Source organism: Flavobacterium sp., assembly GCF_031423415.1.
GTDB lineage: Bacteria > Bacteroidota > Bacteroidia > Flavobacteriales > Flavobacteriaceae > Flavobacterium.
This window is the reverse complement of sequence record NZ_JANPFL010000047.1, coordinates 1-15,317: the sequence shown is the minus strand read 5'-3', so window position 1 is coordinate 15,317 and position 15,317 is coordinate 1. Positions and strand designations below refer to the sequence as shown.

Sequence of the window (15,317 nt, the reverse complement as noted above, 5' to 3'; positions counted from 1 at the left end):
ATATCGGCGACCAAGTTCCCGTCACTCCATTGTTTGAAGTGGTTGATAAAGGAGCCAAGGTCTCACCCGCACAAATTGGTGCTACTTGCGTAAATAGTGCTTCAATCGGATTGACGATAATTGTCATTGTAGCTGGATTTACAGTACATTGTCCAGCGTCTGGTGTAAAAGTATAGGTTGTTGTTACGGTATTATCTAACAATGGAGACCAAGTTCCCGTCACTCCATTCTTAGAAGTGGTTGGCAAGGGAGCCAAAATCTCACCCGAGCAGATCGGTGCTACTTGCGTAAATAGTGCTTCAATAGGATTGACGATAATTGTCATTGTAGCAGGATTTACAGTACATTGTCCAGCATCTGGGGTAAAAGTATAAGTGGTAGTTGCGGTATTATTTGGTGCAGGCGACCAAGTTCCAGTTACTCCATTGTTAGAAGTGGTTGGTAAATTGGCCAAAGTCTGACCGGAACAAATTGGTGCTACTTGCGTAAATAGTGCTTCAATCGGCTTGACCACAATGGTCATTGTAGCAGGATTTACAGTACATTGTCCAGCATCTGGTGTGAAAGTATAAGTTGTAGTTACGGTATTATCTAACAATGGCGACCAAGTTCCCGTCACTCCATTGTTAGAAGTGGTTGGTAAAGGAGCCAAAGTCTCACCCGCACAAATTGGTGCTACTTGCGTAAATAGCGCTTCAAGCGGATTGACGATAATTGTCATTGTAGCAGGATTTACAGTACATTGTCCAGCATCCGGTGTGAAAGTATAAGTTGTAGTTACGGTATTATCTAATACTGGTGACCAAGTTCCAGTCACTCCATTGTTAGAAGTGGTTGGTAAAGGAGCCAAAGTCTCACCCAAACAAATTGGTGCTACTAGAGTAAATAGTGCTTCAATAGGATTGACGATAATGGTCATTGTTACAGGATTTACAGTACATTGTCCAGCAGTTGGTGTGAAAGTATAAGTGGTAGTTGCGGTGTTATCCAATATCGGTGACCAAGTTCCAGTCACTCCATTGTTAGATGTGGTTGGTAAAGGAGCCAAGGTCTCACCGGAACAAATGGGTGCTACTTGCGTAAATAGCGCTTGCGGTGGATTGACGATAATGGTCATCGTAGCAGGATTTACAGTACATTGTCCAGCATCTGGTGTGAAAGTATAAGTTGTAGTTACGGTATTATCTAATAAAGGCGACCAAGTTCCAGTCACTCCATTGTTAGAAGTGAGTGGTAAAGGAGTCAAAGTCTGACCGGAACAGATTGGTGCTACTTGCGTAAATAGTGCTTCAATCGGATTGACGACAATGGTCATTGTTACAGGATTTACAGTACATTGTCCAGCATCTGGTGTAAAAGTATAAGTGGTAGTTGCGGTATTATTTGGTGAAGGCGACCAAGTTCCCGTCACTCCATTGTTAGCAATGGTTGGTAAAGGAGCCAAGGTCTCACCCGAACAAATTGGTGCTACTTGCGTAAATAGCGCTTGAGGGGGATTGACGATAATTGTCATTGTAGCAGGATTTACGGTACATTGTCCAGCATCTGGTGTGAAACTATAAGTTGTAGTTGTAGTATTATTTGGTGCAGGCGACCAAGTTCCCGTCACTCCATTGTTAGAAGTGGTTGGTAAAGGAGCCAAGGTATCACCCGCACAAATTGGCCCTATTTGTGTAAATAGTGCTTCAAGCGGATTGACGATAATTGTCATTGTAGCAGGATTTACAGTACATTGTCCAGCATCTGGGGTAAAAGTATAAGTTGTCGTTGCAGTATTATCTAATACCGGCGACCAAGTTCCCGTCACTCCATTGTTTGAAGTGGTTGGTAAAGGAGCTAAGGTCTCACCCGAACAAATTGGTGCTACTTGAGTAAATAGAGCTGCAATCGGATTGACTACAATGGTCATTGTAACAGGAGTTACAGTACATTGCCCCACAGTTGGTGTAAAAGTATAAGTGGTAGTTGCGGTATTATTTGGAGCAGGTGACCAAGTTCCAGTTACGCCATTGTTAGAAGTGGTTGGTAAAGTAGCCAAAGTCTCACCCAAACAAATTGGCCCTTTTTGTGTAAATAGAGCTTCAAGCGGATTGACGATAATTGTCATTGTTGCAGGATTTACAGTACATTGTCCAGCAGTTGGTGTAAAAGTATAAGTGGTAGTTGCTGTATTGTTTGGTGCAGGAGACCAAGTTCCCGTCACTCCATTGTTAGAAGTGGTTGGTAAAGGAGCCAAAGATTGACCGGAACAAATTGGTGCCACTTGTGTAAATAGCGCTGTAATCGGATTGACAATAATCGTCATTGTAGTTGGATTTACAGTACATTGCCCAGCAGTTGGTGTAAAAGTATAAGTGGTAGTTGCGGTATTGTTTGGTGCAGGCGACCAAGTTCCAATTACACCATTGTTAGAAGTGGTTGGTAAAGGGGCCAAAGTCTGACCCGAACAAATTGGCGCTACTTGCGTAAATAGAGCTGCAATCGGATTGACCACAATAGTCATTGTCGCAGGAGTTACAGTGCATTGTCCCACAGTAGGTGTAAAAGTATAAGTGGTAGTTGCGGTATTATTTGGTGCAGGCGACCAAGTTCCAGTTACACCATTGTTAGAAGTGCTTGGTAAAGGAGCCAAAGTCTCACCCGAACAAATTGGCGCTACTTGCGTAAACAGCGCTTGAAGCGGATTGACGATAATTGTCATTGTCGCAGTAGTTACAGTACATTGGCCCAAAGTAGGTGTAAAAGTATAAGTGGTAGTTGCGGTATTATTTGGTGCAGGCGACCAAGTTCCAGTTACACCATTGTTAGAAGTGGTTGGTAAAGGAGCCAAAGTTTGACCGGAACAAATTGGTGCCACTTGTGTAAATAGCGCTGTAATCGGATTGACGACAATGGTCATTGTAACAGGAGTTACAGTACATTGCCCCAAAGTTGGTGTAAAAGTATAAGTGGTAGTTGCGGTATTATTTGGTGCAGGAGACCAAGTTCCAGTTACTCCATTGTTAGAAGTGGTTGGTAAAGGGGCCAAAGTCTGACCGGAACAAATTGGTGCTACTTGCGTAAATAGAGCTTCAATCGGATTGACCACAATAGTCATTGTCGTAGTGGCTGTTATTGGTGCGCATTGTCCGGAATTAGGTGTAAAAGTATAAGTTGTAGTCGCGGTGTTATTTAGTGCAGGAGACCAAGTTCCAGTTATACCATTAGTTGATGTGATTGGTAAAGGTGATGTAATTTCTCCATAACAAATGGTTTTTATATTAGGAATAAATACAGGTGCCAATTCCTTTACTTCAATATTTACTGTAGTAACTGTGGCACATTGTCCAGCTGACGGAGTAAAAACATATGATCCTGATGTGACATTATTTACTATGGATGGGTTCCAACTTCCAACAATTCCATTATTTGAAACTATTGGTAAATTTGGCGGAGTACTACCTCTACAAATAGATGCTGGTACCGTGAATTTTGGATCAACATTGTTTAGCACAAAAATAGTAAATGTTAATGAATTGGCACACTGATCAGAGTCAGGTGTGAAAACATAAGTCGTCGTTGCAGTACTGTTTACTATTGAAGGGTCCCAAGATCCAGAAATCCCATTTGTTGAAGTTGTTGATAAAATAGGAGCGAATCCTCCTTTACATATAGCGGGAAGAGTTGCGTCAAATACAGGGTCTATTTTTGTATTTACGACGACTGTCGAAGTGCTTTGAATCAATGAATTAGAACCACACGCATCAGTTGCAATTACAGAATAAACACCTGAATTTGATACAGCTATATTATTTATAATCGGATTTTCTGTTGTTGAGGTGTAGCCATTTGGCCCAGTCCAACTAAAAGTGTAAGGAGCGATACCGCTGGTAGCATTTGCAGTTAAAGTTAAACTATTGCCTTCGCAAAGAGCTGTCGCAGAAACTGTTGGGCTTGTTACTATTGGATTTAAAACCGTAAATGATGCCTTATAATTTTGACCCAAATTGCTGATGAATTTTGTGGTTTCGCAGGTTGAAGTGGAAGTGTTTGAACCAGTATACTCGTAATAAACTTCAAGAATGTAATTACCCGGAATCAAACCGCTTATAAAGTCAGTGTTTAAGGAATAATCTTTCCATTTTATGTTGCCGCTTGTACAAGGGCCAAACCCATCATCAAACTCATTGGTTGTGATATTACAATCCACAACGGTATTCAACGCAATAGAATTAAAGATTCCAGATGGAGCAGCACTTGCAAGATAAACGCGCCAATTTAGAGTAGCACCACACACATTGGAAGAAACATTTTTGAAAGTTTTAATTTCAGCAGCGGTAATCTTGGCGCAGCTAGAATTTTGCCCAAAGGAGCCTAAATTTGTACCTTCCAGATTTAGTGCTGCCGGGTCAGAATTTATTTTATTAGGAGATACACCCGTAATATTGTAAATAATAGTATTAATTCTAATTCCGGAAGCAAACTCTCCAAAATTTTGACTATATGAGAATAGGCTAAAAAATAGCAAACTAAAAAAGTAGAATTTTTTCATTGACAATTAATATATTTTGTTAATGTAAATTAGAAATGTAAAGAAATAACTTAAATAGGTATTTTACAATTATTTAATTTAATAATTATTTAGGATATGCATAATTTAAATCAAAAATACAATTATTTAAATTAAAGATATAATGAATTTGCTAAAATATATCCACTTGTCCATGCATTCTGAAAGTTAAATCCGCCAGTTACAGCATCTATATTCAAAATTTCTCCCGAAAAATAAAGGTTTTCGTGCAGTTTGCTTTCCATAGTTTTGAAGTTGATTTCCTTTAAATCAATACCTCCAGCTTTTACAAATTCTTCTTTAAAAGTGCTTTTCCCGTTGACTTGAAAACTCGAATTCGTCAATTGATTAGTCAAGTTTTGCAGTTGCATTTTAGATAAATCTGCCCATTTGGTTTCTTCTTGGATATTGGACGCCAGAACCAGACTTTCCCAAAGTCTATTAGATATATCAAAAGGAGATTTTTTGGAAACTGATTTTTTGGCGTGTTCTTGTTTCAAATTTTTAAGGATTTTTTCAGCTTCTTCATTGTCAATGTCATTCAGCCAATTGACAAAAATGGTAAACAGATAATTCTTTTCGGATAAAATTCTAGCGCCCCAAGCCGACAATTTCAAAATCGCGGGACCGCTCATTCCCCAATGCGTGATGAGTAGAGGGCCAGTTGAGGCCAGTTTTGTATCTTTAACTTTCACCGAAACCACAGCCGAAACCCCAGGCAATGCCGCAATTCTTGCGTCTTTAATATTGAAAGTAAATAAGGAAGGAACCGGATTCACGATGGCGTGACCAAAAGTTTGTAACATTTCCCATATTTTAGGATTGCTTCCTGTGGCAAGAATTAATTTTTTAGCAATGTAATTTTCGTTTGGAGTTTCAATTTTCCAGCAAATGTCTTTTTTGAAAATTGATTGTACACTTTGACCGGTCAAAACTGCAATTCCGAGTTTTTGAGTTGCTTTGAGAAAACAATCAATGATGGTTTGCGAGGAATTCGAGACAGGAAACATTCGACCATCGTCTTCAATTTTGAGTTCTACTCCGTGATCGCTGAACCATTCCACAGTGTCTCCCGAACAGAATTGATGAAAAGGACCACGTAATTCTTTTTCGCCACGAGGATAAAATTTCACTAATTCGTTAGGTTCAAAACAAGCGTGGGTAACGTTGCATCTTCCTCCGCCAGAAATTCTAACTTTGTTTAAAACTTCGTTTCCTCGTTCGAGAATGGCCACTTTTAGCTTAGGATTTTTCTCCACAATATTAATTGCCGTAAAAAATCCCGCTGCACCACCACCTACAATAATAATGTCAAAATTCTGGTTCATATTTTATCTGGAAAATCGGAAATAATTCCGTTTACGTGTAATGATTTTATTTTTTGAATATCTTCTTTAAAATTGACTGTCCAAGGAAAAACTTCAAACCCTTTTTCCTGCATCAAAACTACATTTTCTTTCGATAGCAATCGATAATCCGGATGAATAGAATGAGCGTTTATTTTTTTGGCGAAAGCCCACGCTCCTTCAATCGATTCTTCAGTTAAAACTCCAATTCTAATTTTTGGATTCAACCACAGAACTTCTTCCAGCATCTTCCAATCGAAACTAGAAACTAGAAAATCCTTATAATGCCAGTTTTTAGATAAAACACAGTGTTCAATTAATTCAACAACTGGTTTCGCTGTCCCAATTCCCTTGAGCTCTATATTGATAAAGCATTGCCGATTTATAAAGGTTAAAACTTCGATTAGTGTTGGAATTCCTAATTGTTGCAATTGCGATGAAGTGAAATTTGTAACATATCCTTTTTCATATGTAGTTCTGTCAAGGGTTTCGTCGTGAATAACCATAATTTCCTTGTCCAAACTCAAATGCACATCGAGTTCGATACCGTCAACTTGAAGTTCTAATGCTTTTTCGAATGAAGCTAAAGTATTTTCTGCAATATATCCCGCAGCTCCACGATGTCCAATTTTGAGAATGGAATTCATTTACATCAATTTTGCACAAAGGTAATTAAGAAAAAATCGCAAAGTTCCCAATGAGTAAATTTACTTTGGGAACTTTGCGAATAATTTTGAGAATTCTGGAGTTGAATTATTTTTCTAATAAAACAATATCAAATTCAGTATCAATACGAACTTTTCCATTCGAAACAACTGCATCTTTTCCGGAATAAGAATCGTGCAATTTTGTTCCATCTTTGAAAATAGTTCCAACCGAAATTTCTTTTTGTCCTTTTGGTAAATCCAATCCAACAACTACATTATCCGTATAACTGTCTTTAGTAAATGTTCGGCTAAAAACATAAGGATTTGCAGAAATTTCTTGGTGAATTCCTGCTCCAATTGAGGGATGATTTCTTCTAAAATTACCCAGTTTTTGCCAATGCAAAAGCACTCTTTGAGTTTCGGGACTGGTATTTATTTCCTCCCAATTCATCATCGAACGCAAGGTTGCATCGCCTGTAGTTCCTCGGATGTCTAAAGAGCGAGCACTTTCGTCGCCATAATAAACTTGCGAAATTCCAGGGGCAAGTAATAATTTTGTTCCGCTTTCGAATGTTTTTTCTCGTTTCTTGTCATAAGGCGAACTGTCATCATGCGAAGAAACGTAGTTCATTACCGTATTTCCCTTTAAATCATTTTGAAGAATCGAGTTGTATTTAGAAAATAAAGGTTCATAATTTAACTTGGCTTCATTTCTAAAATCAAAATTGATTAAACCGGTGAAACCATTTTCAAAATAGTTGACTTTTTTATCTCCAAAATCAAATAGTTTTTTTCCTCCAATGTTGTAACCATAGACTTCACCAACTGTGAAAAACGCATTGTTGTCCAATACTTTTTTAGGATTATTTTTTTTGAAATCGGCAAAAGCTCCATCACATACTTTCTTGAAATCGGCCCAAACATCTTCATAAGTGTGTTTCGCCGTATCCACTCGGTAGCCATCAATTCCAAAATCGGTGATGTAATCTGATAGCCATTTCATAATATAATATTTTGGAGCACGAGGATAACCTGTTTTGGTAAAAAACGCATCCAATTCTGCTACTTCTTGTTGGTAGCGTCCTTCTTTTTTCCATTTTTCAATCAAAAAAGGAGGTAAAGCTACTGTATCATTACTTTCGGTTTTTACATCTGGAAGATTGTCAACCAAAGTACAATTAATATAAGTGTTATAGGATTTGTAAGTGCATTTAGGTGAAGTTCTAACCCAGTCATTGGGATACGCAGGATCTTCAGCAGTAGCTGGCCCGGTATGATTGATAACTGCATCCAACAAAATGCGAATTCCCTTTGCGTGTGCTTTTTGTACCAATTCAGCTAAGTCTTTTTTAGTTCCAAAACTTGGATCCAATGCCGACCAATCTCTTGCCCAATAGCCATGAAATCCATAGCTATAACCAGTTCCTTCGTCCACTCCATCGTGAATTTGTTCTACAACGGGTGTCATCCAAATGGCTGTTATCCCTAGTTTTTCGAAATAACCTTCGTCTAATTTTTGAATCACACCGCGAATGTCGCCACCTTCAAAACCTCGTAGTTTGCCAGTGAGTTTGTTTCTGTTGTAAGTGTGGTCGTTCATTTTGTCTCCGTTGTTGAATCGGTCAATTAAAAGAAAATATACATTGGCATTTTCCCAAACAAAAGGGGTTTTTGATGCTGTTTTCGATGTTTTAGTTGAGGAACAACTGGCAAAAAGCAGCGACAATAATGTGATTGTAAATAAGAGGTTTTTTTTCATTTTATAATTGAATTTTTATTTCAACTTCAGTTCCTTTTTTCCAAGAAACTGGAATTTCTATATTGTTTTTAACAGTGTTGAAAGTTATATTTTTTCCGTTTAAGCTAACGGATTTGGCTTTTATATTGTGAACGATTAGTGAAACATTTTTATCCGAAGATAGAAAGTTTTTTCCAATTGCCGAAGTCAATTTGATAACTGCTACTTTACCATTGGTATTGCTATTGAAATTTAAAACTTCAAATGCCCCTTTTTCGAAAGCGTTTGCTGTTGCTCCATCGTCATTGTATAATTTCCCTGAACTTTGCGTGGTTTTCGCATCAAAATAATAATGTAAATCCAAATTGTCCAATGAATATTTCGATGTGTTTTGAATGGTTTTTATCATCGGAATGAAAGCGCCACCACGAACAAAAATCGGAATATGATCTTCAACGACGGCAATTGTAGAAGTCGTTCCTGCCAATTGTTCTTCATCAGAATAGAAATCAAACCAATTGTTGTTTTTTGGAAAATATATAGAAGTTGACGTTACTCCAGGTTTTGTAATTGGTGTAATCAAAAAGTCATTTCCCCATAAATAAGTTTCGCAAACTGTAGAAAGGTTTTTGTTTTCTGGTTCTTCAAAAAACAACGGACGCATTAATGGGGTTCCTTTTTGGTTGTTTTCGAAAGCCAAAGTATAGTTGTATGGCATTAATTGGTAACGCAATTCTACTTGCTTTTTGGCTTTTGCTTTAGTCAAAATATCTTTATAAACAGGTTCTGCTGCCACATCTTCGTGAGCGTGTGGACGAAAAATTGGATTGAAAACTCCATATTGCAACCATCGAATATACAATTCATTGTCGAAATAATCGCCTGCAAAACCGCCTAAATCCGAGTGCATATAACCCATTCCCTGCATTCCCATTTGCAAGGCAATTTCCATTTGAGACTGCAATCCGCCCCAAGAACGGCTCACGTCGCCAGACCAAGGAATCATTCCGAAACGTTGCGAACCCGAATATCCGGCGCGCATTAGGATAAAAGGACGTTTATTTGAAAAGTCTTTTTTATATCCGTCAGCAATTAATTTTGCCCAATTGTGTCCATAAACATTATGAATTTCATCCGCTTTTCCTCCAGCAGTGATGGCTTCGGATGGGAAAACTTCGGGTTCACCCAAATCGCCCCAAAGACCTCCAACGCCCTGATAAATCAGATTTTTGTAAACATTCCAAAACCAGTCTTTCCCTTCGGGTTTGAAAATGTCTATGATTCCGGTATTTCCAAAATAGAAATCATAGGTAAAAGGATTTCCTGATTTATCAGTTGCCACTATTTTTTTCTCAACTGCTTCTTGCCATTTGCTAGAAGTTGTAAGTACAAAAGGTTCTGTTATTAAAACTGTTTTCACTCCTTTTGCATTCAAATCGGCAATCATTTTTGTTGGATTTTGAAATTTATCTTTGTCCCAATCCAAATTTCCCATTGTTCCTTGGATGGTTTTTCCAAACCAATACAAATCGAGAATTATTGCATCGACAGGGATTTTATCTTCTTCAAATTTCTTAATGGTTTTCTCAACTTCTTCTTGCGAGTGATAGCCAAAACGACTGGAAAAATTTCCTAAAGCCCATCGCGCTGGCAAAGGTTGTTTTCCGGTTAAATCCGAGTAACTTGAAATCAAATCGGTCCAGGAATCGCCCACAATTACTTGATATGTTTTTCTGCCGGAAATGGTTTCATAGGCTAAAGTATTGTCTTTTTTACTGTCTAAATCCAAGTAGCCAATGGCGGAATTGTCAAAATGAACAGCATACATTTTTGAAGATAAAACCATTGGGATAGTAAAATTCAATAACTCCGAATGGGTTCCGTATCCATAATCAGCTCTGTTATACAAAGCTAATTTTTTGCCTCGACGGTTCATTCCAAGAGCACGAGCACCACCTCCGTACAAAACTTCATCAGGAGAAATATTGAACTGAATTACTTCGGTTGAATCGGCTTTTATATTGCCTTTTACATTCTCCAACGGAATATGTTTTTGTTTAAAATATCCATTTTTTTCAGAAAGCAAAAGTTTTTGTTGGTTGAAATATGAGATTTGAAAAGGTGATTTTTGGATTGTTACTACAATTCCCTTGGTGTAAAGGCTTACAGTGCTTTGTGTTTTTATTATTTTTGAAATTCCCTTTTTTGGAACTAAAACAACTGCTTCTGAATTGGGATTAAAAGTTTGCTTCGCCAATTCGCTGTCGCTCGGGTCTCCTTTTGGAATAAAAGAAGATTCCACAATTTTTTCAGAATACGCTTTGATGATATATTTCCCATCCGAAGTTTTAATTTCTAATATGTTGTTACTTTCTTTATAACTTTCAAATTTCCTATTGGCATTTTGGGCAAAGGAAAGGGAACTTATAAATAATAAGAAAAATAGTTTTTTCATTGTTTGGTTTTTTTGACTATATAAGTCATTTAAGTTTTCTTATATAACTTATATGGTTTAAATTATTTCAATTCTAATATCAAAACCGATTTTGGTCCCATAATAATTTCATTAGTAACATCAATTATTTTATCGGTAATGACGTCTTTTCCTGTTTTAAAATTTCCAATATTTTCTGCGAAACGATTTGTTTTTAGCGTTTTGGTTTCACTGGTGTTATTAAGTAAAACCATCACACTTGCAGCAGCATTGTATCTGAAATAAACATAAGTATTGTCTTCGGGAATATAATGCGTCATTTTTCCAAAATGAATTACATCTTTTGTTTTTCTCCAATTAAATAATTTTGAAGTAAAATCGAAATATTGATTTTGCATTTCAGTTCTTCCTTCTTTGGTAAACGCATTGTTGTCATCACCTTCCCATCCACCAGGAAAATCTTGACGAATTGCAGCATCTCCACCTACGTCTTTGTTTCCCGCCATCCCGATTTCGGAACCGTAATACAATTGAGGAATTCCTCGCACGGTGGCTAGTAAACTCATTGTCATTTTGTATTTATCGATGTCGTTGTTGTAAACGTGATTGATGCGGTGTGTGTCGTGATTTTCAGCAAAAATCAATAAATTATTTATATTTGGAAATAGAAAATCATTAGCAAAATTGTTGTAAACCTTTGCCATTCCACTTTCCCAGTTTCCATCTTCATTAAAAATGGTTAAAAGCGCATCGGATAAAATAAAATCCATTACGCTGGGTAAATGAGAATTGAAATTCTGAATTTTACCGATGGGACTGTTTTTTTGCCAATACGAAAGTTGGGCTTGATCACGCATCGAAATTTCGCCAACAATATTAAAATGAGGATATTCATCGGTGATGGATTTGGTCCATTTTGCAATAGCAGTTGGATCCGCATAGTTGTATGTATCCACTCTAAAACCATCTAAATTAGCAGATTCAATCCACCAAATGGCATTTTGAGTAAGATAGTTTAATACCAAAGGATTCGCTTGATTCAAATCTGGCATTGATGAGGCGAACCAACCATCCATACAAATTTGGGTATCGATTTTCGAAGCATTTGTGTCGTGAATAACGGTTCTTCTGTGATTGGTTTGGGTAAAATTATCAAATTGATGAATCCAATCTTGCGTAGGTAAATCTTTCATCATCCAATGTTGTAATCCCCAATGATTAGTGACATAATCCATCACTAATTTCAGATTTTTTTTATGCATTTCAATTGCTAATCGAGCATAATCTTCATTGGTTCCATAACGAGGATCTATTTTGTAAACATCTGTTTGCGCATAGGTATGATAGGAATAAACCGCTTCATTGTCTTCGCAAAGCGGCGTGATCCAAAGGGTTGTTGCGCCTAATTCCTTGATATAATCTAAATGATTGATGATGCCTTGAATGTCGCCGCCGTGTCTACCTTCAGGTAATTCACGATTGTATTTTTCGGTGGTCAATGTATCGCTATCATTCTCCGGATTTCCGTTTGAGAAACGGTCGGGCATTATCAAATACATCATATCCGAAGAGTCAAAACTTTTGCGTTCGGCTGAGTTTTCTCTTCTTTGTTTTAGGGAATATTTTTGGGTAAATACTGTTTTGTTTTTGCTTTGGAAACTAAAAACACAATTTGTAGCAGGAACATTTTTAGTATTTATAGTCACGAACAGATAGTTGGGATTTTCGGTTCTTTTGACATTAGTAATTGCAATCGAATGGGATACAGATACCTGATATTGCGCTATGTTTTTACCATAAAACATAATTTGTACTTCGGGATTGTGCATTCCAGTATACCAAAATGGTGGTTCTATTCTTTCGATTTGTGCAAACATAGTTGAAGAAATTAATAAAAATAAAAGTAATTTTTTCATTCGGCAAATAATTAAATTTATTTCAACTTTATTATATTTAAACATATAAGGCATATAAGTTCATTTAAGTTTTCTTATATGTCCTTATATGCCTTATATGGTATTGGCATTTTGCTAGATCACTACTAAACTATTGGGTTTCACTAAAATCGCATTTTCATTGATAAAAACTGTCAATTCTTCTGAACCTTCTAGTGTGAGTTGAGTGTCATTATGATCCACGACAACCTTTAAAATCTGGTTTCTGAAATTGATTTTAAAGGAATAGCCCGTCCATTCTTTTGGAATTTTTGGAGAAAAATGCAGGGCATCATTTTTTATTCGCATTCCGCCAAAACCTTCCACAATACTCATCCAAGTTCCTGCCATTGAGGTGATGTGGCAACCTTCTTCCACTTCTTTATTGTAATCATCTAGGTCTAAACGGGAGGTTCTCAAATAGAACGTGTAAGCCATATCCATTTTGTCCAATTTTGCCGCTTGAATCGAATGCACGCAAGGTGATAGCGAACTTTCGTGAACGGTAAACGGTTCGTAAAAATCGAAATGTTTTTCTAATTGTTCTCTCGTAAAATGATCTTCAAAGAAGTAAAATCCTTGCAAAGTATCGGCTTGTTTGATGTATGGCGAACGTAAAACTCTATCCCAAGACCATTTTTGGTTAATTGGTCGTTGTGATTTGTCCAAATCTTTTACCAAAACCAATTCTTTGTCTAAGAAACCATCTTGTTGCAAATAAATTCCGTGTTTTTCTGAATAGGGAAAGTACATATTGCCCGAAACTTTTTTCCATTCCTGCAATTCAGCATCCGATAATTTTACTTTTTCGATGATGCGTTTATGGTCGGAAGGATATTCCAAAGACACTTTCAGAATCTGTTCGTGCGTATAATCGATGCACCATTTTGCGATGAAATTAGTGTAGAAATTATTATTTACGTTGTTTTCGTATTCGTTTGGACCGGTAACTCCTAGAATTACATACTGATTTTTATCTGTCGAAAAATTGGCTCTTTGATGCCAAAAGCGAGCAATTCCGATTAATACTTCTAATCCTTTTTCAGGAATATAACTGTAATCGCCAGTAAAACGGTGGTAGTTGAAAATCGCAAAAGCAATCGCGCCATTTCTGTGAATTTCTTCGTGCGTGATTTCCCATTCGTTATGACATTCTTCGCCATTCATCGTCACCATTGGATACAAAGCTGCTCCATTTTTGAAACCAAGGTTGTCTTTAGCATTTTCAATAGCTTTGTCCAATTGATTGTAACGGTAAGTCAATAAATTTCTTGCTACTTGCTGGTCTTTGGTCGCCATATAAAACGGAATGCAATAGGCTTCGGTATCCCAATAGGTAGAACCTCCATATTTTTCGCCTGTAAACCCCTTTGGACCAATATTCAAACGAGAATCTTTGCCAGAATAGGTTTGATTCAATTGAAAAATATTGAAACGAATTCCTTGTTGTGCTTTTACATCACCATCAATAGTAATATCGGACATTTCCCAAATTTTTGCCCAAGCCTCGATTTGCTCGTCTAATAATCGGTCATAACCTTTTGCTAAAGCTGATTTTATTGCGGCTTCGGCGCCAGAAAGAGTGTTGTCGTGGTTCAAGGAAACGGTATAACCACCAATTTTTTGGATGGAGGTTTTTTGTCCTTTTGCAATGATGACATCGTATGAAAATTGGATTTTGTCGGTGCCAGTTTTAATATTGGATGGAGAAATGCTGCCATTTTTTCCATTTACAAAAATGGTATTTTGCATAAAAGAGGTCACCTTAAAATGAGTTTTGAAGGTCTGAGCGGTTACAAATGCTTCGTTTCCATTTCTTTTTACGTCCAATGGTTCCCAAAATTTTTCTTCCCAGTTGGCGTCTTCATTGGTTACACCTGCGTCAACATAGGGTTTGTACACGATTTTTGTGTCTTTATTTATAGCGGTGATTTCATAATGGATAACACCCACTTCGTCTAAATTCATACACAGAAAACGACGAATATTTACGCCAATTTCGGTTCCGTTTTGTAAAGTAGCTTCGAAAGAACGGTTGTACCAGCCTTCTTTCATATTCAACTCTCGACGAAAGTTTTTAACTTCTACACATTTATTCAAATCAAGGCTTTCATTGTTGATTTCAATGTCAATCCCGATCCAGTTTGGAGCGTTTAATACTTTGGCAAAATATTTTGGATACCCATTTTTCCACCAACCCACTTTGGTTTTATCAGGATAGTAAATTCCTGCAATATAACTTCCCTGAAAAGTTTCACCGGTGTAATTTTCTTCAAAATTCGCTCTTTGTCCCATAGCGCCGTTACCAATGCTGAAAAGACTTTCGGACGATTTTACGCTTTCTGCATCAAATCCTTCTTCAATGATTGACCAATTGTCTGGTTTTATATAATTTTGGTTCATTTTTTTTTTATTATTTAAAGATTGAAAAATTTTAAGATTAAAAGATGTTGCTGTTAAAACTTATACAATCAAGCTATTAAACCTTTTAATGATTCAATCTTTTAATTATTTAATCTTTTAATTATTTAATCATTAATGTCCGATAAAAAATAAAAACGGCTATTTCTATTTTTTATCTTATTGTTATTCAGTTGTTTATTTTTTATACTCTGTCATTTTTAAAAACAAGGTGTCAAAAAAAAGATAATTGTTCTATTTCAGCTTTA

7 protein-coding genes are annotated in these 15,317 nt (G+C 36.8%); all 7 read right to left on the bottom strand.

Going from position 1 to position 15,317, the window contains the following annotated elements; all coding sequences use genetic code 11:
• On the bottom strand, positions 1-4,531 hold a 4,531-nt coding region (locus RMO83_RS05030), incomplete at its 3' end, for an immunoglobulin domain-containing protein (protein WP_310558587.1).
• 131 nt (positions 4,532-4,662) lie between these two features.
• Positions 4,663-5,877 (bottom strand): NAD(P)/FAD-dependent oxidoreductase, encoded by a 1,215-nt coding sequence (locus RMO83_RS05025; protein ID WP_310558586.1) that lies wholly within the window; start codon positions 5,875-5,877, stop codon positions 4,663-4,665.
• Complete coding sequence (locus RMO83_RS05020; RefSeq protein ID WP_310558585.1) at positions 5,874-6,542, bottom strand: glycerophosphodiester phosphodiesterase family protein; 669 nt, start codon at positions 6,540-6,542, stop codon at positions 5,874-5,876. Before RMO83_RS05020 ends, RMO83_RS05025 begins: the two co-directional genes overlap by 4 nt.
• Before the next feature lie 106 nt (positions 6,543-6,648).
• Entirely contained in the window at positions 6,649-8,301 is a 1,653-nt protein-coding gene (locus tag RMO83_RS05015; protein ID WP_310558584.1) for an alpha-amylase family glycosyl hydrolase, read from the bottom strand.
• A gap of 1 nt (position 8,302) precedes the next feature.
• Positions 8,303-10,735 carry a TIM-barrel domain-containing protein gene (locus tag RMO83_RS05010; protein ID WP_310558583.1) on the bottom strand — a complete coding sequence of 811 codons (2,433 nt, stop codon included), beginning with the start codon at positions 10,733-10,735 and terminating at the stop codon, positions 8,303-8,305.
• 62 nt (positions 10,736-10,797) lie between these two features.
• The gene (locus RMO83_RS05005; protein WP_310558582.1) at positions 10,798-12,630 is read right to left on the bottom strand and encodes a glycoside hydrolase family 13 protein; all 1,833 of its coding nucleotides are present in this window, start codon (positions 12,628-12,630) and stop codon (positions 10,798-10,800) included.
• A 114-nt stretch (positions 12,631-12,744) separates the two neighbouring features.
• On the bottom strand, positions 12,745-15,051 hold the full coding sequence (locus RMO83_RS05000; RefSeq protein ID WP_310558581.1) for a glycoside hydrolase family 65 protein: 2,307 nt from the start codon (positions 15,049-15,051) through the stop codon (positions 12,745-12,747).
• Between the last annotated feature and the right edge of the window lie 266 nt (positions 15,052-15,317).

What these genes read in the sequence shown, in the direction of transcription:
- RMO83_RS05025 (WP_310558586.1), bottom strand. Translation starts at nt 5,877, where the DNA reads ATGAACCAGAATTTTGACATTATTATTGTAGGTGGTGGTGCAGCGGGA.
- RMO83_RS05020 (WP_310558585.1), bottom strand. Translation starts at nt 6,542, where the DNA reads ATGAATTCCATTCTCAAAATTGGACATCGTGGAGCTGCGGGATATATT.
- RMO83_RS05015 (WP_310558584.1), bottom strand. Translation starts at nt 8,301, where the DNA reads ATGAAAAAAAACCTCTTATTTACAATCACATTATTGTCGCTGCTTTTT.
- RMO83_RS05010 (WP_310558583.1), bottom strand. Translation starts at nt 10,735, where the DNA reads ATGAAAAAACTATTTTTCTTATTATTTATAAGTTCCCTTTCCTTTGCC.
- RMO83_RS05005 (WP_310558582.1), bottom strand. Translation starts at nt 12,630, where the DNA reads ATGAAAAAATTACTTTTATTTTTATTAATTTCTTCAACTATGTTTGCA.
- RMO83_RS05000 (WP_310558581.1), bottom strand. Translation starts at nt 15,051, where the DNA reads ATGAACCAAAATTATATAAAACCAGACAATTGGTCAATCATTGAAGAA.